The sequence below is a fragment of the Cellvibrio sp. 25HG11W-0 genome, from assembly GCF_057815475.1.
The window spans coordinates 4,278,489-4,299,479 of the sequence record NZ_CM174230.1 but is presented as its reverse complement, the minus strand read 5'-3'; the positions used below and the strand labels follow the sequence as shown (position 1 = coordinate 4,299,479).

General features: G+C 47.4%; 17 protein-coding genes. 14 read left to right on the top strand and 3 right to left on the bottom strand.

What is annotated here, in order from left to right; translation table 11 throughout:
- The first annotated feature begins 1 nt into the window (after position 1).
- The 13 genes from infB to AC0KUT_RS17960 all read left to right on the top strand — a co-directional run bounded on the left by infB (position 2) and on the right by AC0KUT_RS17960 (position 15,115).
- Positions 2 to 2,746 carry a translation initiation factor IF-2 gene (infB, locus tag AC0KUT_RS18020; protein WP_488831779.1) on the top strand — a complete coding sequence of 915 codons (2,745 nt, stop codon included), beginning with the start codon at positions 2 to 4 and terminating at the stop codon, positions 2,744 to 2,746.
- A 164-nt stretch (positions 2,747 to 2,910) separates the two neighbouring features.
- Complete coding sequence (rbfA, locus tag AC0KUT_RS18015) at positions 2,911 to 3,339, top strand: 30S ribosome-binding factor RbfA (protein WP_488831778.1); 429 nt, start codon at positions 2,911 to 2,913, stop codon at positions 3,337 to 3,339.
- Positions 3,339 to 4,355: a tRNA pseudouridine(55) synthase TruB gene (gene truB / locus AC0KUT_RS18010; protein WP_488831777.1), complete on the top strand. Its 1,017-nt coding sequence runs from the start codon at positions 3,339 to 3,341 to the stop codon at positions 4,353 to 4,355. The genes rbfA and truB overlap by 1 nt, the downstream gene beginning before the upstream one ends.
- A gap of 138 nt (positions 4,356 to 4,493) precedes the next feature.
- Positions 4,494 to 4,763: a 30S ribosomal protein S15 gene (gene rpsO / locus AC0KUT_RS18005; RefSeq protein WP_488831776.1), complete on the top strand. Its 270-nt coding sequence runs from the start codon at positions 4,494 to 4,496 to the stop codon at positions 4,761 to 4,763.
- A 231-nt stretch (positions 4,764 to 4,994) separates the two neighbouring features.
- Positions 4,995 to 7,121, top strand: coding sequence for a polyribonucleotide nucleotidyltransferase (pnp, locus tag AC0KUT_RS18000; RefSeq protein WP_488831775.1), 2,127 nt, complete (start codon positions 4,995 to 4,997; stop codon positions 7,119 to 7,121).
- A 105-nt stretch (positions 7,122 to 7,226) separates the two neighbouring features.
- Positions 7,227 to 7,655, top strand: a complete 429-nt coding sequence (locus AC0KUT_RS17995) for a GNAT family N-acetyltransferase (protein ID WP_488831774.1) — start codon at positions 7,227 to 7,229, stop codon at positions 7,653 to 7,655.
- 318 nt (positions 7,656 to 7,973) lie between these two features.
- Positions 7,974 to 8,297, top strand: coding sequence for an ArsR/SmtB family transcription factor (locus tag AC0KUT_RS17990; RefSeq protein WP_488831773.1), 324 nt, complete (start codon positions 7,974 to 7,976; stop codon positions 8,295 to 8,297).
- A gap of 30 nt (positions 8,298 to 8,327) precedes the next feature.
- Entirely contained in the window at positions 8,328 to 8,858 is a 531-nt protein-coding gene (locus AC0KUT_RS17985; protein WP_488831772.1) for a rhodanese-like domain-containing protein, read from the top strand.
- A gap of 135 nt (positions 8,859 to 8,993) precedes the next feature.
- The gene (locus AC0KUT_RS17980) at positions 8,994 to 9,812 is read left to right on the top strand and encodes a sulfite exporter TauE/SafE family protein (protein WP_488831771.1); all 819 of its coding nucleotides are present in this window, start codon (positions 8,994 to 8,996) and stop codon (positions 9,810 to 9,812) included.
- Complete coding sequence (locus AC0KUT_RS17975) at positions 9,809 to 10,504, top strand: MBL fold metallo-hydrolase (RefSeq protein ID WP_488831770.1); 696 nt, start codon at positions 9,809 to 9,811, stop codon at positions 10,502 to 10,504. The genes AC0KUT_RS17980 and AC0KUT_RS17975 overlap by 4 nt, the downstream gene beginning before the upstream one ends.
- A 107-nt stretch (positions 10,505 to 10,611) precedes the next feature.
- Positions 10,612 to 11,640: an efflux RND transporter periplasmic adaptor subunit gene (locus tag AC0KUT_RS17970; RefSeq protein WP_488831769.1), complete on the top strand. Its 1,029-nt coding sequence runs from the start codon at positions 10,612 to 10,614 to the stop codon at positions 11,638 to 11,640.
- A 5-nt stretch (positions 11,641 to 11,645) separates the two neighbouring features.
- Positions 11,646 to 14,852 carry an efflux RND transporter permease subunit gene (locus AC0KUT_RS17965; protein ID WP_488831768.1) on the top strand — a complete coding sequence of 1,069 codons (3,207 nt, stop codon included), beginning with the start codon at positions 11,646 to 11,648 and terminating at the stop codon, positions 14,850 to 14,852.
- 44 nt (positions 14,853 to 14,896) lie between these two features.
- A complete protein-coding gene (locus tag AC0KUT_RS17960; RefSeq protein WP_488831767.1) occupies positions 14,897 to 15,115 on the top strand; it encodes a YgaP family membrane protein in 219 nt (72 codons plus the stop codon).
- A gap of 74 nt (positions 15,116 to 15,189) precedes the next feature.
- On the opposite strand, the gene AC0KUT_RS17955 is transcribed toward AC0KUT_RS17960, so the two are convergent.
- From AC0KUT_RS17955 to AC0KUT_RS17945, 3 genes are read right to left on the bottom strand one after another with little or no spacing between them, the layout of a single operon-like run.
- A complete protein-coding gene (locus tag AC0KUT_RS17955; protein ID WP_488831766.1) occupies positions 15,190 to 15,639 on the bottom strand; it encodes a chemotaxis protein CheX in 450 nt (149 codons plus the stop codon).
- 9 nt (positions 15,640 to 15,648) lie between these two features.
- Positions 15,649 to 16,011: a response regulator gene (locus AC0KUT_RS17950; RefSeq protein WP_488831765.1), complete on the bottom strand. Its 363-nt coding sequence runs from the start codon at positions 16,009 to 16,011 to the stop codon at positions 15,649 to 15,651.
- Between the two features lie 29 nt (positions 16,012 to 16,040).
- Positions 16,041 to 18,230: an ATP-binding protein gene (locus AC0KUT_RS17945; protein WP_488831764.1), complete on the bottom strand. Its 2,190-nt coding sequence runs from the start codon at positions 18,228 to 18,230 to the stop codon at positions 16,041 to 16,043.
- A gap of 528 nt (positions 18,231 to 18,758) precedes the next feature.
- Between AC0KUT_RS17945 and AC0KUT_RS17940 the strand changes: the two genes are divergently transcribed.
- Positions 18,759 to 20,561, top strand: a complete 1,803-nt coding sequence (locus tag AC0KUT_RS17940; RefSeq protein WP_488831763.1) for a lipase family alpha/beta hydrolase — start codon at positions 18,759 to 18,761, stop codon at positions 20,559 to 20,561.
- Positions 20,562 to 20,991 lie beyond the last annotated feature (430 nt).

Sequence of the window (20,991 nt, the reverse complement as noted above, 5' to 3'; positions counted from 1 at the left end):
AATGGCAGAAGTAACAGTTAGCGAACTCGCCAAATCTATAGGTGCACCGGTCGAGCGCTTGCTCCAGCAAATGCAAGAAGCTGGCCTTAAGCAAAAAACCGCAGAAGCAAAAGTATCTGACGATGAAAAGCAGCGCCTCTTGGCATTTTTGAAAACCAGTCATGGTGAGGCTCCACTGGAGCCTAAAAAAATAACCCTGCAGCGTAAAACGACCACCACACTTAAAACCGGTACGGGAAGTGCACGTAAAACGGTAAATGTTGAAGTGCGCAAAAAACGCACCTACGTTAAGCGTGAGGATGAAGTGGCAGATGCAGCACTGGTAGAAGAAGATATTGAGCAGACTGAGGTTGTTGAAGCCCCAGAGCCTGTTGTTGAGGCTACACCGGTCGAGGTGGTGGCAGAAGTAGTTGTGCCTGAAGCCGCCGCTGTCGTCGAAGAGGTTGCTGCTGAAGAGTCGGCGCCAGTTGAAGCTCCTTCGCATCGTATGTCCTTCACTGATGGCATTGAAGAGAAACGCCGTGCGGCCATTGAGCGCCGTCAGGGCGAAGAAGCTGCACGTGTAGCTGAAGCTAAAGCGCGTGAAGAAGCTAAGTTGGCTGCGGAAGACGCTAAGCGTCAAGCTAAGGTACAAAGCGATAAGCCTGCACCAGCGGCTAAGCCTGCTGATGCAAATCGCAGCGGTCCAGCGCGCGGTAAGCCAAGTGTTGCCGTAGTGGCTCCGCCTGCAGACAAAGAAGATACCAAGCACGGCGGCCACGGTCACAAGAAAAATCACAAGCGTGATAGCGATGATGGCGATGATAATGAGTCTCGCAAACGCGGAGCAAAGCCAGCGAAGAAAGGCGGCGGCCCGAAAAAAGCGGCAAAAATTGATCTGCTTGATTTTGTTGCAGAAGATGGTGAAGACAGCGATGTATTAGCGCGTCGTACGCACTTACGTGCTAGCCATAAAAAGCACAACAAACATGCGTTTAAAAAGCCGACTGCCAAAATTGTGCATCAAGTTGATGTGCCAGAAGTAATTCTGGTGTCTGAATTGGCATCACGCTTAACCGTTAAGGTTGGCGAAGTTATTAAGCGTTTGATGAAAATGGGCGTAATGGCCTCCATGAATGAATCTATCGATCAAGACACGGCCGTGTTGTTGGTTGAAGAGATGGGTCATGAAGCGAATCTTGTTCACTCAGATGAAATTGAGCATGCGTTAGAGAAGTCACTGGCGGTTGAAGGTGATTTAATTCAGCGCGCGCCAGTGGTTACCGTTATGGGTCACGTTGACCATGGTAAAACCTCGCTGCTTGATTACATTCGCGAAGCTAAGGTTGCCGCTGGCGAAGCCGGTGGTATTACTCAGCACATCGGTGCCTACCGCGTACCGACAAGCCGTGGTGAAATTACCTTCCTAGATACTCCCGGTCACGCCGCGTTTACGGCGATGCGTGCTCGTGGTGCCCAGTGTACTGACGTAGTTATCCTAGTCGTTGCTGCGGATGACGGTGTTATGCCGCAAACCGAAGAAGCGATTCTGCATGCCCGCGCTGCTGGCGTACCTATAGTGGTTGCTATTAATAAGTGCGATAAGCCTAGTGCTGATCCAGAGCGCGTGAAAAACGAGTTGGTCGTTAAGGGTGTAATTCCTGAAAATTACGGTGGTGATACTCAGTTTATCGAAGTATCTGCGCACACGGGTCAAGGTGTGGATGAGTTGCTGGAAGCGATTTCTCTGCAGGCTGAGTTACTTGAATTGAATGCGGTAACGCATTCTGCGGCTAAGGGTGTGATTATTGAATCGCGTCTCGATAAAGGCCGCGGTATCGTAGCAACCTTGCTGGTACAGCAGGGCACCTTGAATCAGGGCGACTTGATTCTTGCGGGTCAAAGCTATGGTCGCGTGCGTTTGATGACGGATGAACGCGGTCAAACCGTAAAAGAAGCGGGTCCATCTACGCCGGTAGAAATTTTGGGTCTGGATTCTGCACCAAGTGCGGGTGATGACTTCGTGGTGCTAACGGACGAGCGCAAAGCACGTGAAGTTGCACAGTTCCGCGCCGAGAAAGAGCGCCAAGAAAAGCTTGCGCGTCACACCGCGGCTAAATTGGAAAATATGTTTGCTGGTATGGACTCGGGCCAGAAGAAAATTCTGCCTGTTGTTGTTAAGGCTGATGTACGCGGTTCACTCGAAGCAATTCAAGCATCTTTGGCTGACATAGGTAATGAAGAAGTACAGGTCAACGTTATTTCTTCGGGTATCGGTGGCATCACAGAAAATGACATCAACCTCGCCCTGACTACCGGTGCGATTGTGATGGGCTTTAACGTGCGCGCTGATGGTACTACTCGTCGTTTGGCGGAAAATGAGGGTGTAGATATTCGTTACTACAGCATCATTTATCAATTGCTTGATGAAATCAAAGCGGCACTTAGCGGCATGCTTGATCCAGAACGCGTTGAAACCATCGTGGGTATTGCCAATGTCCGCGAAGTGTTTACCTCGCCTAAATTCGGCCAAGTTGCTGGCTGTATGGTGGTAGAAGGTACTGTATCGCGGAGCAAGCCTATTCGTGTATTGCGTGACAACGTGGTGATTTTCCAAGGTGAATTGGAATCTCTGCGCCGCTTCAAAGACGATGTCAATGAAGTGCGTAATGGCGTTGAATGCGGCATCGGCGTGAAGAACTACGACGTTAAAGTCGGCGATCAGATCGAAGTTTACGAAGTGAAAGAGGTCGCACGTCACCTTTAATTAGGTGATGCGACACCTGCGCCCCGTCACTTAACTGTGTCGGGGCTTTGTTATTTTTAATGCTTAGGCGCGAGTGGCTGTTCAGGTTGATTTATAGCCTGCAGTCTATAATCGCCTTGGTTATTTGCGTTTTTGCGCAAAGATAATTTTGAGGTTAATGGCGAATGCCAAGAGAATTTACTCGCTCGGATCGCGTATCCGATGCTATTCAGCGCCTGTTGGCGCAAATTATTCCCCAAGAAGTGCGCGATCCGCGCGTGGGCATGGTCAATATTAATGATGTGACAGTGACGCGCGATATGGCTTATGCCAAGGTTTATGTCACTTTTGTGGGCGCTGAAAGCGAAGCGGAAAGCTTAGAGGCTGCAAAAATCTTAAATAAGACTGCGGGCTTTTTGCGCAGCTTTTTGGCTAAAGAACTCATTATGCGCTCGGTGCCTAAGTTGCAGTTTATTTATGACAAAACTGCTATTCGCGGGCAGGAATTAACGTCTTTGATTAACCGCGCAATGGCAGAAGACAGTCAGCATCCACATGACGATGACGAGCCAGCTGCTGCAAATGACGATGACTCAAACAGCGGTAAAGACTAATGGCGCGGCGTAAAGGCCGTCCAGTAGACGGTGTTCTTCTGTTAAATAAGCCAACGGGAATGACCTCTAACCAAGCATTACAGCGTGCAAAGCGTTTGTTCTTCGTTGAAAAGGCAGGCCATACCGGCAGTTTGGATCCTCTCGCAACCGGGGTTTTGCCCTTATGTTTTGGCGAGGCGACCAAGTTTTCTCAGTTTTTACTGGATGCCGATAAGCGTTATCGCAGTACCTTTGTGCTGGGCATGACCATGAGCACCTCCGATGCTGACGGTGAAATGCTGGTGCAAAAATCGGCGGCGGCGATTACTCAGGCGCAAGTGTTAGAGGCTTTAGAGCAGTTCAAAGGCGATATTTTGCAGGTGCCGCCTATGTACTCGGCACTCAAGCATCAAGGGCAACCGCTCTACAAGATGGCGCGCCAAGGCATTGAAATTGAGCGGGCACCGCGTCCTGTCACCGTCTATGCTATAGAACTGCTCGCGTTTCGCGGTGGTGAGCTGGCAGAAGTCGATGTAGATATTCGCTGCAGTAAAGGCACCTATATCCGCTCAATCGCCGAAGATCTGGGCTTTGCTCTCGGTTGTGGTGGCCATGTTAAAACGCTCCATCGCTCGGCAGCAGGCTTGTTTGATGAAAGCCAGTGCATCAGCTTAGATGACTTGAATGCGCAATTTGAGGCGGCTTTACCGGTAGTTGCAGAGGGAGATATTGATACTTTGCCTGATAAATCGGCAGCCTATGCGGCACTTGATACGCATTTGCTGAGTGCCGATGCCCCCGTAGCAAGCTTGCCCGCTATCTATTTACCCGAAAGTAGTGCCTATTATTTCCGCTTGGGTAACCCCGTAATGGACGCGCAGGCCTTTAAGATTAAGGCGCAAGATGCTATTGTGCGCGTCTTTTGTGCAGAAACCGATCACTCATCCGCTCAGTTTTTAGGCTTGGCAGAAATTACTGATGATGGTCGTGTCGCACCTAAACGTATTATTGCTAACCGCTCGGTTAACGAGGGCTAGCTCAAATTTATTACTTAGCCTCGGCTGAGTGATAAAAGGCAGTGTTGACATCCCTTGTAGGGATAATCAGCGCCACAACCCACCTGTAAATATGCGCGGGCGGGCTGTAATTTTTTGCATATTAATGAGGAAACTATCATGGCTTTAAGTGCTCTAGAAAAAGCGGCAATTGTAAAAGAACATCAACAAGCTGAAGGCGACACTGGTTCACCCGAAGTTCAAGTTGCTCTGTTGACCATCAACATCAACAAGTTGCAAGGTCACTTTGCCTCTCACAAGGCTGATCACCACTCACGTCGCGGTTTGATCCGTATGGTTAACGCCCGTCGTAAGTTGTTGGACTACCTGAAAGGTAAAGACGCTTCACGTTACGTTGCTCTGATTCAAAAATTAGGTCTGCGTCGTTAAGTTTGTCCGGTGCCCGCTTTATGCGGGCATTTTTATTTTCAATCGCAAAAAACATGGATGGTCGTAAAGCCACAGTCAATTAAGGCTAAAGTGCAGGATGCGAAAAAATAAGTTGAAGTGATCCCGGCTCGTTGTGATCTTGATTCGATGTGATTTTGAATAGTAAAAGCATGTTTTGAACAAACAAACTGAAATGGCGCGTAAAAATTAACGCAAAAAAAGGATAGAAGAGTGAATCCGATTATTAAGAAGTTCCAATACGGCAACCAAACCGTAACCATTGAAACTGGCCGCATAGCGCGCCAAGCCTCAGGTGCTGTATTAGCCACCATGGGCGAAGTCTCCGTACTGTGTACCGTTGTAGGTGCAAAAACCGCTAAAGCCGGACAGGATTTCTTCCCGCTGTCTGTGCACTATGTAGAAAAAGCCTACGCTGCCGGTCGTATCCCCGGTGGTTATTTCAAGCGCGAAGGCCGTCCGTCAGAAAAAGAAACCCTGACCTCACGCTTAATCGATCGTCCAATTCGCCCACTGTTTCCAGAAGGCTTTTTGAACGAAGTACAAGTAGTTTGTACCGTTGTATCTACTGATAAAAAATACGATCCTGATATTGTTGCCATGATCGGTACCTCTGCAGCCTTGGCTGTTTCTGGCATTCCTTTTAGTGGCCCAATTGGTGCTGCGCGCGTGGCTTATACGCCAGACGCAGGTTACATCCTCAACCCAAGTTTTGTTGAGCTGGCCACTTCTGAGCTAGATATGGTTGTAGCCGGTACTAAAGATGCCGTGCTAATGGTTGAGTCTGAAGCAAAAGAATTGCCAGAAGACATCATGTTGGGCGCCGTACTTTTCGCTCACCAAGAGCTGCAAGCCGTAGTGCAAGCCTGTGCCGAATTGGCACGCGATGCGGGTAAGCCGCGTTGGGATTGGCAGCCAGAGCCAGAAAACACTGTACTGAAGGCTGCCATGGTAAGTGGTTACGGCGAAGCCGTTGCTGAAGCCTACCGCATTACTGACAAGGCTGAGCGTTACACCCGCTTGGGCGACTTGCGCACCCAAGCTATTGCGACCTTGGTGACTGAAGAGTCAGGTTTGAGCAGCGATGATGTAAAAGGCGCGTTCGGCACCTTGGAATACCGCACAGTGCGTGCAAGCATTGTTGCGGGCAAGCCGCGTATCGATGGCCGCGACAACAAAACCGTACGTCCAATTTCAGTAGAAGTGGGTGTGTTGGGTAAAGCGCACGGTTCTGCGTTGTTCACCCGCGGCGAAACCCAGGCCTTGGTTGTTGCAACCTTGGGCAACGCGCGCGATGCACAAATCATCGACTTCCTTGAAGGCGAGAAAAAAGACGCCTTCATGTTGCACTACAACTTCCCTCCCTTCTCGGTAGGTGAGTGTGGTCGTATGGGCGCAACCGGTCGTCGCGAAATCGGTCACGGCCGTTTGGCGCGTCGCGGTGTGGCGGCGGTATTGCCCGCTGCCGACAGCTTCCCCTACACCCTGCGCGTGGTAAGTGAAATTACTGAATCTAACGGTTCAAGCTCTATGGCGTCGGTGTGCGGCACTAGCTTGGCGTTGATGGATGCAGGCGTTCCACTTAAGGCACCGGTTGCCGGTATTGCTATGGGCTTGGTAAAAGAGCCTGAAGGTTTTGCCATTCTTACCGATATCTTGGGCGATGAAGATCACCTAGGCGATATGGACTTTAAGGTTGCCGGTACCGCAAGCGGTGTGACTGCACTGCAAATGGATATCAAGATCGAAGGCATTACCGAAGAGATTATGGAGATCGCCCTAGAGCAAGCTCTAGCCGCGCGTTTACACATTCTCGCCGAGATGAACAAAGTATTGGCCAAGGGCCGCGATGTTATCAACGATAACGCCCCGCGCTTTGAAACCATCAAAGTTCACCCCGACAAGATCCGCGACATCATCGGTAAAGGCGGCGCTACTATCCGTTCAATTACCGAAGAGACTGGCTCATCAATTGATATCGATGACAGCGGTACCGTTAAAATTTATGCCGACAACACCGAGTCACTGAAAGCGGCGGTTGATCGTGTATTGGGTATAGTTGCAGAAGCGGAGATAGGCGCAATCTACGAAGGTACTGTGGTGCGTATCGTAGACTTTGGTGCTTTCATCAACTTCTTGCCGGGTAAAGACGGCTTGGTACACATCTCCCAAATCGCAGAAGAGCGCGTAAACAGCGTTGCTGACTATCTTAAAGAGGGTCAGGTTGTTAAGGTTAAGTGCTTGGATGTTGATCAGCGCGGCCGTATTAAGTTGTCAATCAAAGAGGCCTTGGCTGAAGAGTCAGGTGCCGCACTAGCGGAAGAAACTGCAGCAGAATAATTTGCTTGGTTTATCGCTGTAAAAAAGGTCTGCAAGTTACTTGCAGACCTTTTTTTATGGGCGCGTTGTCGTGTGGGTTATAACAGAATAGATGAGGGAAATAACATGCAGTCTGTTGACATTTTTATCGCAGTAACTGATGGCGAGATCGGTGCCTGTTTCTCAGTATTTAAAGAGCTTCGCCCGCTGTTGCAAGAAGCTGAATTTTTAACGCAGATTCGTCGTCAAGAGCTGCATTCATACCAAATACTGGCTTTGCGAGTTGATGGTGTTATTCAGAGTGCGGCTGGATTTAGGTTGGCGGAGTTTTTGGCTTGGGGGAAGGTGTTGTATATCGATGACCTTACTACCCTTGCTGGCGCTAGAGGGAAGGGCTATGCAGCGGCTTTATTGGATTGGTTGATCGCCCATGCGCGGTCTCAAGGGTGCCAAGGCATTCACCTCGATACTGGTTACGGCCGTCACGCTGCCCACAGGGTCTATCTTGAAAAAGGCTTTGAGTTAAATTGCCATCATATGGCATTGGAACTTTAGCGAATTTGTTGTTCAGCGCGATGATATTTTTGTGACTTGGGGTGCGGAGCTGTTATCTAGTGCATCCAATGCGATAGGTGTTATTAGTGTGGCGATTGAACGTGATGCCACTAGGTCAGTTGGAGAGCGCTTTTCGGTTGGCCTTTTTTTTCAGGTATATCTTTTGTTTTTTTAACTCTACAGCCACATCAAGCTGGATAAGCCTTTAATCAGTGCCGCTCATTGTATTTCACTCGCTAGTATTCCCTCATATAATTTAAGTCTTGCTAATTTAGCGTTTTCTAATATACTAGTTAAAACAACTATTGGGAGGCGGTCATGATCGCACTAGCAATAAACCGTGAATCTATTTCAGAGCTGCAAATTCATGCTGAGGCCGCAGCACTTTTGCTGAAGGCTTTAGCCAATGAGAATCGTCTAATGATCTTGTGCTCTTTGATCGATGGAGAGCAGTCGGTGAGCGAACTTAATGCTCGGATTCCGTTGAGTCAGTCGGCGCTATCACAGCATTTGGGCAGCCTGCGCGAGGCGGGCGTCGTTGCTACGCGCAAAGAATCACAAACTGTTTTCTATCGTTTGCAGGGGGATGCGGCCTCCCGTGTGATTGCCGTGTTGCAATCTATTTATTGCCCTGTCGAATAATTCTTTTACTTTTAACATGAGGTACATCCCATGAGCCATAAGCGTATTCACCCACTTGATCTAATGAGTCAAAGAACTGATGACATGTGCATTTTGGATGTGCGCACAGCTGCCGAAGTAAATGCAGCGGGTTTGCCAAATTGCTTACATATTCCGCTGCATGAGCTGACGGCAGAAAAGTTACAAGCGGCGATTGAAAAGAGCGGTAAAAACGGCGCGCATGTTTATCTCCTCTGCCAAGCAGGTCGCCGCGCAGAAATGGCTGCCGATGCGCTAAAAGGTAAGTTTGATGCTGAGTTGTACATCATTGAAGGTGGCATGAATGCAGTGAAGCAATCCAATATTCCTTTGGAGGCAAAGGAAAAAAAGGTAATTCCTCTAGAGCGCCAAATCCGTATTGCGGCGGGCGTGCTGATTATGGTTGGTGTCGCGCTTGGCACTTGGGTTAACCCAGTTTTTTACGGTCTTTCTGCCTTTGTTGGTGCAGGTTTAACCTTTGCAGGTATTACTGACATTTGCCCTATGGGTATGGTGATCGCTAAGGCCCCTTGGAATAAATAGGTACTCGTGTATCACATGTATGGCCTTAAATTACAGGCCGGTTACTTAACGTCAAACAATATGTGTGAAAGAATAATTCAACAAAGTGCCTCACAGAAAATAGATCACATCATTTTTTAATTGCGAGCTAAATCTATGTTGCTAGTCATCGGTGTGTTAATTGGTTTAGTGCTCGGCTTAACGGGGGCGGGTGGTTCAGTGTTCGCGGTTCCGTTGTTGATGTTGCTAGCCGGGTTGCCGATGAGTAGCGCTGTGGGTATTTCACTTGGCGCCGTAGCGGCGAGTACTATTTATGGCAGCCTGCGCAATATTCGCGGTAAAAATATTTTGTGGTTACCGGGAATTATTCTGGCAGGGAGTGGCGCAGTTACAGCACCATTCGGAAAATGGTTAGGCATACAAACGCCGGAACTTTGGTTGTTGTTGGGTTTTAATGGTTTGGCCATCGTTATAGGACTGCGCATGTGGTTAAGCGCAACACGCAGCCCCGAAGCGGCGAGCATCGTGCGGGCAGGAAACTATACCAGTACCACATCGCCTGGCTTGCTGTGCAATTTCAGTAAGACGGGGCAATTTGAATTGCGCCCGCGCTGTGTCAGCGGCTTGGTGATCGGCGGCGGCTTTATCGGTTTGTTATCAGGCATGTTTGGTGTAGGAGGAGGCTTTTTAATTGTGCCGCTGTTGTTGATCTTGAGCCCCATCAGCATGGCTCAAGCGGTGAGCACATCGCTGCTGATTATCGCGGTAATTAGCAGCTCGGGTTTTATCAGTCATTTATTAATGAGCACCAGCAATAATTGGTTCTTAATCGGCATGGTGGCTTTTGGTGGCGCCTTGGGCATGATGCTCGGCCAAACCATTAGTCATAAAATTGCTAATGCTACGCTACAAAAAATATTTGCATTTGCATTATTGATTATCAGTTTTACGACGCTTGTGAGGTATTTTTTATGATTTTTAGACAGCTATTTGAACGTGAATCAAGCACCTATACCTATCTAATCGGTTGTGCGGAAACCCGTGAAGCGGTGTTAATTGATAGCGTAAAAAGCGAAGTCGATAGCTACCTTCTGTTGCTAGAACAGCTTAATCTTAACCTTGTGAGTACGCTAGACACACACACCCATGCCGATCACATTACCGGCGCGGGTGCGCTCAGAACTGCCACAGGTGCAAGCACTTTGCTGGGCGAACAGGCGCATTCCTTGTGCGTATCAAAAGCCTTGCATGATGGTGACAAAATTCCTGTGGGGCGACTTATCATTACTGCGCTGCACACGCCTGGCCACACCGATGACTCTTATACTTTTTTAATAGAAGATGAGGGGCAAACCTATGCATTTACCGGCGATACATTATTAATTCGCGGTACTGGGCGTACGGATTTTCAAAACGGTAGTGCACAGCAGCAGTACCAAAGCATCTTTCGCCGGTTGCTACAACTACCCGATAACACCTGGGTCTATCCAGGGCACGATTACAAAGGGTGGATGCGCAGTACGATTGGCGAAGAAAGAGCCCACAATCCGCGTTTGCAAGTAAATGATATTTCAGCCTATGTGGAAGTGATGAATAACTTAAAGCTGCCCAGCCCAAAGCTGATGGATATTGCGGTGCCGGCCAATAAGGCCTGCGGTAATAATTAAGGCCGCCGGTGAGTGCTGTTTGCTGAGCGAGCATCGAGCAAATTGTTTTCAAAATACATTAGCCAATCAAAAAACCTATGTGGTTGGCGAAAATATGGATAGTTATTATGAAATATCTACTAAGCCTTGCCGTTGTGTTAAGTCTGCTGGCTGCCTGTTCTGACAAATCGGCAGCGCCACAAACTGTATTAACTTTACCTCCATTGAAAAGCATTACCGTGGTGCCGAGTAAAGTGGCGCAAGCGGTAAAGTTTGATGGCGTTATAGAGGCGATCAATCAAGCGACTGTTTCTGCACAGACATCAGGCCGAGTTACTGAGTTGCCGGTTGATGTAGGCGATTTGGTGAAAAAAGGCGAATTGATTGTGCGCTTTACCGATGTTGAACAAAAAGCCCGTGTTGCGAGCGCGCAAGCCAAATTTAATGAAGCCAAGGCGCAGTACGAACGCATGCAAGATATGCTCGTCAAAAAACTTATTGCTAAGGCAGATTTTGATAAGGCCGAATCGGCTTTTAAAACCGCACAGGCAGGTTTAAATGAAGCAGAAGAAGGTTTAGCACACACCCAAATATTCGCGCCCTATGCAGGAATTGTTGTCAGTCGCATGATAAAAGTAGGCGAGACGGTTGCGCCAGGTACACCGCTCCTCGCGGGGCTCTCGCTCGAAAATTTGCGTGCGCAAGTTGATATTCCGCAGGCGCACATTGGTCCGGTCCGTAAATATAAGCAGGCGACGATTGAGTTGGCAGACGGACGTGTATTGGCAACCAGCGACCTACGTATTCCGCCCGCGGCAGATGCGCAGTCACACAGTTTTAAAGTCTTAGTCAATTTGCCGAGCGGCGATCACAACCTTTTTCCCGGCACACTTATAAAAATCGCCTTTGTCAGTGATGAAGTTGAACGCTTACTGGTGCCTGCGAGCACAATTTCCCAGCGCGGTGAAATGACGGCAGTGTATGTAATTGCCAATCAAACATTGGAGTTGCGCATGGTTAATCTCGGAACCAAAACGGTTGATGATCGTTATCCCATTTTGGCAGGATTGAACGCTGGCGAACAGATTGCCGCTGATCCAATCGCAGCCGCAAAAGCTCTTAAATCCATGCGCGCACAACAAGATTCTGGGGAGTAGTGGCTGTGACAAAAGAAACCCTGGGTATTTCTGGGCGCATTGCGCGCGCGTTTTTGAAAACGGAAATTACGCCGTTGTTGGCGCTTACTGGTTTATTGTTGGGAATTTTTGCTGTGGTCGTAACACCGCGCGAAGAAGAGCCGCAAATCAATGTCACCTTCGCCAACGTATTTATTCCTTATCCAGGCGCCACAGCTGCGGAAGTGGAGTCGCTGGTAACCAATCCTGCCGAGCACATAGTCTCCGAGATTAAAGGCGTTGAGCATATTTATTCCACCTCATCACCGGGTATGGCCGCCTTAACCGTTCGTTTTACTGTGGGCGAACCGCGTACAGATGCCATAGTGCGCCTCTACAATGCTTTCTATGCGAAAGGCGATTGGGTGCCTGCTAATGCGGGCATCGGCAAGCCGCTAATCAAACCGAAAGGTATTGATGATGTACCTATAGTGAGCCTCACGCTCTGGTCAAAGCAACAAGCGACGAATAGCGATTTACTGAGTGTGGCACGTCGGTTACAAACAGATTTACAGCGTGTCGCGGGCACGCGCGAAATCAATATTATTGGCGGTAGTGATAATGTTGTAAAAGTGCTGTTCGACCCACAACGTCTTGCCGCCTACAACCTCAGCTTGGATGACATTCGCACGGCTCTTGGCAGTGCCAATCAATCTATTGCGGCGGGCTCGGTGATTGATAACAACACTGAAATGCTGGTGCAGGCAGGCAGCTTTTTGATGAGCCCAGAAGAGATTGCCGAGCTAGTGGTTGGCGTACATCAAGCGACACCGGTATTTTTGCGCGATGTTGCACAGGTGAGCATGGGGGCAGATAAACCAATTCAATATGTGACTCATGGTGTGGTATCTATTGATGCTGAAAGACCTGGGCGCTTTCCCGCGCTGACTCTGAGTGTCGCCAAAAAGGCAGGAGAAAATGCTGTTGAGGTTGCAGAAAATGTCGTAGCGCGGGTGCAGCAAATGCGCGGTATAGATCTTCCCAGCTCAATAGAGGTGAGCGTTACGCGTAACTATGGCGCCACGGCGGAAGATAAAGCCAAGACGCTTATCAAAAAACTTATTTTCGCCACGCTCTCGGTCATAGTGCTGGTGCTTTTTGCTTTAGGTAAACGTGAATCGCTGGTGGTAGGTGCGGCAGTTGTTGTGACTCTCTCGATTACACTGTTCGCCTCTTGGGCGTGGGGTTTTACACTCAACCGTGTTTCGCTCTTTGCGCTGATTTTTTCCATTGGTATTTTAGTGGACGATGCCATAGTGGTGGTGGAAAACATTCACCGCCATATGACCCAAGGCAAGCTTGCTTTGGACGAGGCGATTCCTCTTGCCGTAGATGAGGTGGGCGGCCCAACTATTTTGGCAACTTTTACGGTAATTGCTGCGCTGCTGCCCATGGCATTTGTCAGCGGTTTAATGGGGCCTTACATGTTGCCCATTCCCATTAATGCATCCAGCGGTATGCTCATTTCGCTGGCGGTTGCATTTATGTTTACCCCTTGGCTATATCGCAAACTTTTCGCGAATGTACATCATGATCACAATCTTGATGTGCAGGAAAAAGACAGTAAATTTCTACCCTTCTTCACCAAAATAATGTCGCCACTATTGCGTAAAGAACAGGGTAAAAAAGCGCGTATATTTTTATTGGCCGGAATCCTAGGTTTAATTGTCCTGTCGATTGGGCTAGTGGTTGTGCAGGCCGTCATGCTCAAGATGCTGCCCTTCGACAATAAAAGTGAATTTCAAATAATGGTGGATATGCCGGAAGGTACGCCGCTAGAAACCACTAACCAAGTGCTCAATGCGCTGGCCAATGAAGTTGATAAAATTCCTGAAGTAACTGACTACCAACTTTATGCTGGTACTGCCGCACCAATTAATTTTAATGGTTTGGTACGTCAGTATTATTTGCGTCGTGAGCCTTTTATGGGTGATATTCAGGTGAATCTTGTTGATAAGCATCATCGCCAGCGCAAAAGCCATGAGATAGCCGTTGCTACGCGTACGTTGCTTGCACCCATTGCGCAGCGTTTTAATGCCAATGTAAAAGTGGTAGAGGTGCCGCCAGGGCCGCCCGTGTTATCGCCCTTAGTGGCAGAAATATACGGTATGGATTACACCCGCCAACTTGCGGTTGCCAAACAGGTTCGCGCGAATTTTGAGGCAATACCTGACGTGGTGGATGTGGACGATACGATTGATGCTCCGCAAATTCAATGGCAGATTTTGGTAGATCGCGCGCGCGCTGCACGCTTGGGTGTAGATCAAAAAAGCGTGTCGGCCGCGATCAGTGCCGCGCTAAACGGTGAGGATGTTACCTATCTGCACCGTGAGAATGCGAAGGTCGCCATTCCTGTTCGGTTAGAACTTTCTGCCGGTGAAAAAGATAGCCTAGAGAGTCTGCGCAATATAAAAGTGCGCGCACAGGATGGCTCACTTATAGCCATTTCTGAAGTGACGTACATAAAAAAAAGTACACGTAACCAAGCTGTCTATCATAAAGATATGCTGCCAGTTGTCTATGTTACTGGCGATGTGGCAGGGAAAACAGACAGCCCACTATATGGCTTGGGTGCTATCTATGGGCGTTTGGAAAACATACCCATCGAAGGGGCACCGCTTAAGCAGTTTTTAAATTCGCAGCCGGAGAATCCCTATGAGTGGAGTTTAAAATGGGATGGTGAATTACAAGTTACTCTCGATACCTTTCGCGATATGGGCATTGCCTATTCTGTAGGTTTGATCATGATTTATTTGCTGGTCGTAGGTATGTTCCGTAGCTACTCAGTTCCCTTGATCATAATGGCGCCTATTCCACTTACTATCATCGGCATAATGCCTGGGCACGCGTTGCTCGGCCAGCAATTTACCGCGCCGAGTATGATCGGCATGATTGCCTTGGCAGGTATTATTGTGCGCAATTCAATTTTGTTGGTGGATTTTATTCAGCAAGAAGTGCGCGCCGGTAAATCATTAGAGGCTGCAACAATAAACGCTGCTGCTGTTCGCGCCTTACCTATAACACTCACGGCGCTGGCCGCTATGATGGGAGGATTTTTTATTATTGATGACCCCATTTTTGGTGGGCTTGCCGTATCGCTCATCTTTGGTTTGATGGTATCTACGCTCTTAACCCTCGTGGTCATTCCGGTGGTGTATTACGCTTATCATTATCAAAAAATAGAAAGTGTTTGATCAATATATTGAAGTGGAAATCACATCACCTAAGAGGAGTTATTATGTCATTAGAACGCGCACTCACAGCCTTTGCTGGCTTTATGGTTCTCGTCAGCGTAGCGCTTACCCACTGGGTTCACCCTGGTTTTTTTTGGTTTACTGTTTTTATAGGGGCTAATTTATTTCAGCAATCATTTACGGGTTTCTGTCCCGCTTCACTGTTTATGCGCAAGGTATTAATGTTAAAAACGGAAGGTGAACTCGCCTGCGAAACAAAATAATTGTCTTATTTGGCCGCGACCCACAAGGATGCGGCCATTTTATTTTTTGTTAGGAGGCATTCGATAGGTGCGCTCTACTGCTCTAAACAAATAACAACAGCGGCATGATAGGCTTTCCAGTATACCGGTATTACATAAGAGCGTAGCTGGTGGGGTAGATGAATGTGACTGGGGGCACCTTCAATCATAACGGGCACAGAAATCATAAATTCATGCCCGAAAATACTGCGGGCATTACCTGAAATCGTATTGGCGACTTCGCCCACCAAATCAAAAATGTGTTCATTGGAGGTATCCATCTCGCCAATGCTCATTAATAGGTGCTTAAGTAAAATACGCGGTGCGGTAAAATATACACAGCCTCGGTAGGGCCCAGAGATACCAATAATGCCCGTCACATCGTATGCAGCGGGTTCAACATTCTCAACGAGGTAGGGGGTGCCTACGCGCACATCTTTGTCGTTGGTATGCTCAAAAAATCGAACTACACCATCAATAAATACTTGGATCGTTTGCTCTGACATTCTGGTTCCTCAATCTTCGGTAAGTTCGGTAAGCGCTTCGAGTAATTGTTCATCGCTAAAGGGTTTACATAAAAACCCACGCGCACCTTTTCTGAGTGCTTCAATTCCCGTCGCCTTATCACTTAATGCTGAAATAACCAAAATACGTAAATCCGCATCACGTGCGATAAGCTGTTCAATACAGGCTATTCCATCCATCTCTGGCATGGTTAAATCCATGGTGATCACGCGCGGCTTATATTGATCATAAAGCGCTAAAGCTTCGGCGCCATTTGCGGCGGAGGCTACCACAGTGAATTTATTTGAATCTTTACAACGTTCTATTTTTCGGCGAATGATATTGGAATCATCCACAATCATGAGGGGCAGCATGAGGACTCCTGCAGAGGTAATAGTGAACGCTAGACAGCAAATGTCGTTTCTTTCAATTCTTTCGTTTCTTTAGGTTCAGTTGAAAAGGTCGATTGCTGCTGATCATGAACAATGGGCAAGGTGATAACAAAGCGGCAATGGCGTCCGTGGCGACTGGCTACGCTAATGCGGCCACGATGTAGCATTACATGGTTCATGATCGCAGCCATACCTATGCCGCGCCCTGCATCCTTATTGATTTCTTGTGCTGTAGAAAAACCATCTTCGAAAATAAGACCCAGTAATTTCTTATTGCTCCAACCTTCTATTTCATTGTTTGACCAGCGTCCCGATGCCATAGCTTTCTCGCGAATGGCGTCGTAGTCCAAACCTTGGCCATCGTCCATCACCGTTAATTCCATCTCCGTGGACGACACTTTTGCCAAGCGTAGGTCTATACGTGCCTGCAAAGGCTTTTCACTGAGTTCGCGATCCTGGGGTGATTCAATGCCATGCATGACAGCATTGCGTAATAGCTGAATACAAACTTCTTTTAGTTGTTGTTTATATTCGGGTGCGAGAGAAACCTCACTTAAGCCGCTCATCACTAAGGTGACCAGCTTGCCATTGCGCATGGCAATATTTTGTACAAATTCTGAGAGATGATCCCAGCTATTGTCGCGATAGCTGTGAATGCTGGTCGCAGGGGTTGTTGCATTTATGTTCACGGGTGAGGATCTAGTTGGGCTCACTAAAGCAAACTGGGCGAGCTTTTCGGTAAGCTGCTCAACTTGGTGGCTATAGCTAATCAAGTTTTCTAGTTGTACGGTTAAACCGAGAAAGTCATTGCCATTGAGGTCATGCTTGTTGCGCAATTGCTCAAGACCATCCTCAATAAGATGTGCCGTGTTTTCAAAAAAATCCAAATGTAGCGAAGCCGCTTCCCCTTTAAAGTTATGAATCTCTCTAAATATGCTGGTAACTTTTTCACGTACTGACCGAGTGGTCTTGGCGGGTAAGCGCAGAATGTTGTTAATCCGGTTAAAGCAAGCATAACTGTTATCAATAAATTCTTTTAATAGGGAAGGGTGGGTATGCAGCAAGCTGGTTAGCATCTCTAATTGTGATTCATTGTGTTTGCGGCTCTCATTAAGAGCCTTCTCTAGCTTGACTTGTTCCGTTATATCTAAAACAGTGACCAAGACGTGAGAGATATTGCTTCCTTCGTAAGCGCGAGCAAAATTGAAGCGCAAATGTTTAGTCGCGAAACCACCGCTGGCCTGTGCGATATTGACTTCTATAAGTTGCAGTGGGTTGAGGTCGCCAATGAGCTTTTCTTTTATTTTTACATCAAACAATAGGTCGGCAAAGGCGCTTGCGGTTTGTGCATCCTTAGCGTTGATGATGTTTTCAAGCATGGCCTGAAATGATTGCCCAGAGAATTCTTGCTGGCCTAACACATCCCTTAATTTGGCGGAGTGCTGAGCACCAATAGTGAGTTTGTTGTCAATCAGAAATAGGCCTTCATTAACCGTGTTAAGAATTTCGTTGGTTTCGCGCCGTGCCGCATCAATTTTTTCATCACTTTCGCGTAGTTGTCTAACAAAATGAAACATGATGAATAAAAAGTTAATAATCGCAAGGCTAATGCCCACCGTTTGGATGATGCGTAAGCGCATCGCTTTGGATGTGGCTACATTCTCCAGTGTAACGGTTAGGTCATTCATCAAGCCGAGTAGCGGTAAATTGTATTGCCGTGCCATTGCAATAGCCTCGGCAAGGGATTCACTGTAGTCACGATTGGCATTTACATCTTCTGCGAATTTCTCTACTACTGTGTTGTAGGGCTTCCATATTTTTTGTGCAGCCTGCAGTGAGGATTGAGCCTTGGCGCTGGTGAGTTTTTCTAAGAAGAGGGACTCTTTATTGGCGCCTTGCGCTGCGCCACCTTGGATGAAGGCGTTAAGTGTATTATCAAATAAGTGCTGGCTTAGCTGCAGCTCCGTGAAGGATTTTTGGAATAGCTGTGGGTCGGTGTTGGCGCTATCGATCACAAATAGCGATTTCGCCATGCGTTGTGACAGCATCCGCTGTCGACCTGCTAGATTTACGCCTATAGCATCGTCTGCAATTTCAAACGAAACATAGAAGTTAAATATGAGTACTGATGCATCGAGTAATAAAAAAAGTGCAATGGAAATGATAATTCCGCGATATTTTCCATAATTAAATGTAAACATAAAAAATGCTCATTTCAGTAAAAACAAAATAAATGTAATACATTCAGCGAGCATCCTAATTTGCCCCTATCACCTCCTGTTGCTAACCCATGTTTTATCCGTGTTTTATTGAATGCGACTATGTGGTCTTGCTTAGCGAAACTTGTGCCAAAAGCTATGAATAGGGAAATTAAAATATTTAAGTGCCAGTTTTTAGGCTGGTTCCCTAAAAAAGCTTTATTTTTGCGCTGAGCTTACATAAAGCTGGCATTAAAAGCGGGCGGATTATTTTCGTGGCGCACTTATTTGGCGCTGGATTCGGGATTCAATCGGTTTTTATAGAGAGTATTGACTATGGTTGTATTTATCTATTCAAAAATATTTAGTTAGAAGGCTGAATGCCTCGCGCTACAATAAACTATCTATGGTGGATGCCTGATTCGCCGTGAGTATCGTGCAATCTATTGTGGTGCGGGTTGACGTAATTAGTATTAAGCCTACAGGTGAGCGACATCAATATCATTAATCATAACTAAGTAGGTGACTGCTATGAAAAGGATTGCAATGGTTTTTGCGATGTTTGTTGTTGTGTTCTTTCTTTTGCCTTTGTTAGAGCAGCGAGAGCTGGAACATATTCAGCTTGAAAGAGGTAAAGGCAGAACGCTGGTGGTGCTATTGCACGCTTTTGATCGAGATAATAAAACGCTTGATGCCATTAAAAATGAAATTCGCCGTGAAGGAGAGTTTGAGGGGGCGGACATATTGCAGCCAAACCTCCCCTTAGGGGTGTTTTCTATGGCCACCACCCATGAAGTCGTGGCGCAGTTGCTCGGGCTTATTGATAAAGCTTGGAATCAACGTGCATTAGAGGGTAGACCCTATGACAGCATCCTCTTTGTTGGTCACAGTATGGGTGCGCTGATTGCGCGCAAAGTTTATGTTGCCGCGAAAGGTGCAAGTCCTGATGCGGAATTTGAGCAAGCCTTGTTGGATGAGTTAAAGCAGCGCGGTAGTGCGCCTTTGGATAGCCCGCGGCCTTGGGCGGATAAGGTGAGTAAAATTATCTTATTTGCCGGTATGAACCGAGGCTGGTCCATTTCTCATCACATGAATTGGAGTCGTGCAGTTTTTATGCAGACGGGAGTAGCGGCGGGCCATTTGCTCGACATTTTTTATGGTCGCCAACCTATTGTGATGGAGATACGACGCGGTGCGCCTTTTATTACGCAGCTGCGTTTGCAGTGGCTCTCTATGGAGAATCATCTAAATCCGCGCGTCGATGTTGTGCAAATGCTCGGCACACAGGATGATTTGGTGTCACCCGATGATAATCTTGATTTGGTTGTGGGTGATAATTTCCGCTATATCACTGTTGCTTACTCTAATCATGAAAATGTAATAAATCTCCAGGATGAAACCTTCGGTGTGTTCAGGGTCAAGGCTCTGCATGAAGCGCTTGCTACACCTGCAGAGCCGCTGCTCGACCATGACCCCTGTGTTTCTAAAATGGTTCGCATCGATTGCAGGGTGAGCCAGGTTGTATTTGTCATGCATGGCATTCGTGATGAGGGCCACTGGACGCGACAAGTTGCACGGCACATAGCTGCACGTTTTCACGCGCGCTATGGGGCTGATGTGGTCGTTGAGTCAGAGACTTCTAGTTATGGCTATTTCCCCATGTTGTCATTTTTGCAGCCAGGTGCGCGCCGTGAAAAAGTAGAATGGTTTATGGATAGGTATGTAGAGGCGCGGGTGAAGTATCCACACGCGCAGTTTCATTATGTGGGGCATAGCCATGGAACCTATCTTATGGCAGAAGCACTTGAAAAATATCCATCGGTAAAATTTAATCATGTGGTTTTTGCCGGTAGTGTCGTGCAACGAAATTTTGATTGGAGCCGCTATACGCCAGAGCGAGTTAATGCCGTTTTAAATTTTGTGGCTACTGCCGATTGGGTCGTGGCCTTTTTTCCTAAGGCGCTGCAGACTATGGGTGTACAGGATCTCGGCAGTGCGGGTCATGATGGCTTTGATAGTGTAAAGGTGCTGCAACCAAAATCGCTATATGTTGAGGGTGGTCATAGCGCCGCTTTGCAAGAGCAAGTATGGGACTCAATTGCAGAGTTTGTCGTAAGTGGGGCATTCGAACCCCCACAGAGGATCATTCGTGCTGAGCAAAATCCTTGGGTTGCATATCCCGCTTATGTATCGCCGTTAATTTTGTTGCTAATAGCGCTGGTGTTGATCGGTGTTTTGATTGCTCTTGTCAAATTAAAATTACGCGAATGGAAAAAAACGTTACTTATTGTGGGATATTTGTGGCTTGTGTGGACAATATTGACTGAGTTTTAAGGAGCAATATTTTTGTGATTCAATGCTTTTTAAATAAAAGAATAGATAAATGAGTGACTCTTACTGCGGTGAACTTATAAGGCATTCTCGGGAGTTTGGTCAAAGGCGGCGATTAGCACAAAATGAACGCAGGTAGCGTGAGCTTATGCAAATATCACCCGATTACAATTTAATACAAAGTTTCTTGGTGGTCGTATCTTTTTCAAAGATTCGGAATTGTCTATTTTGGCAATCGTTCATCAACCGCCAAGCAATTACTGCCAATTGCTTGAGGTGGGAAAGATCATAGGCTTTTACTGAATATTTACCTGCGTAGGCGTTGTTGGTATGCCGTTAGTCTTCAGTAAAACACTGATGTTAAACAGGGCTAGAAGGCAATTCGGCCCTAAGCTATTGGTTGCAATTTTCCGTGGGTGAGGGCAGCATTGCT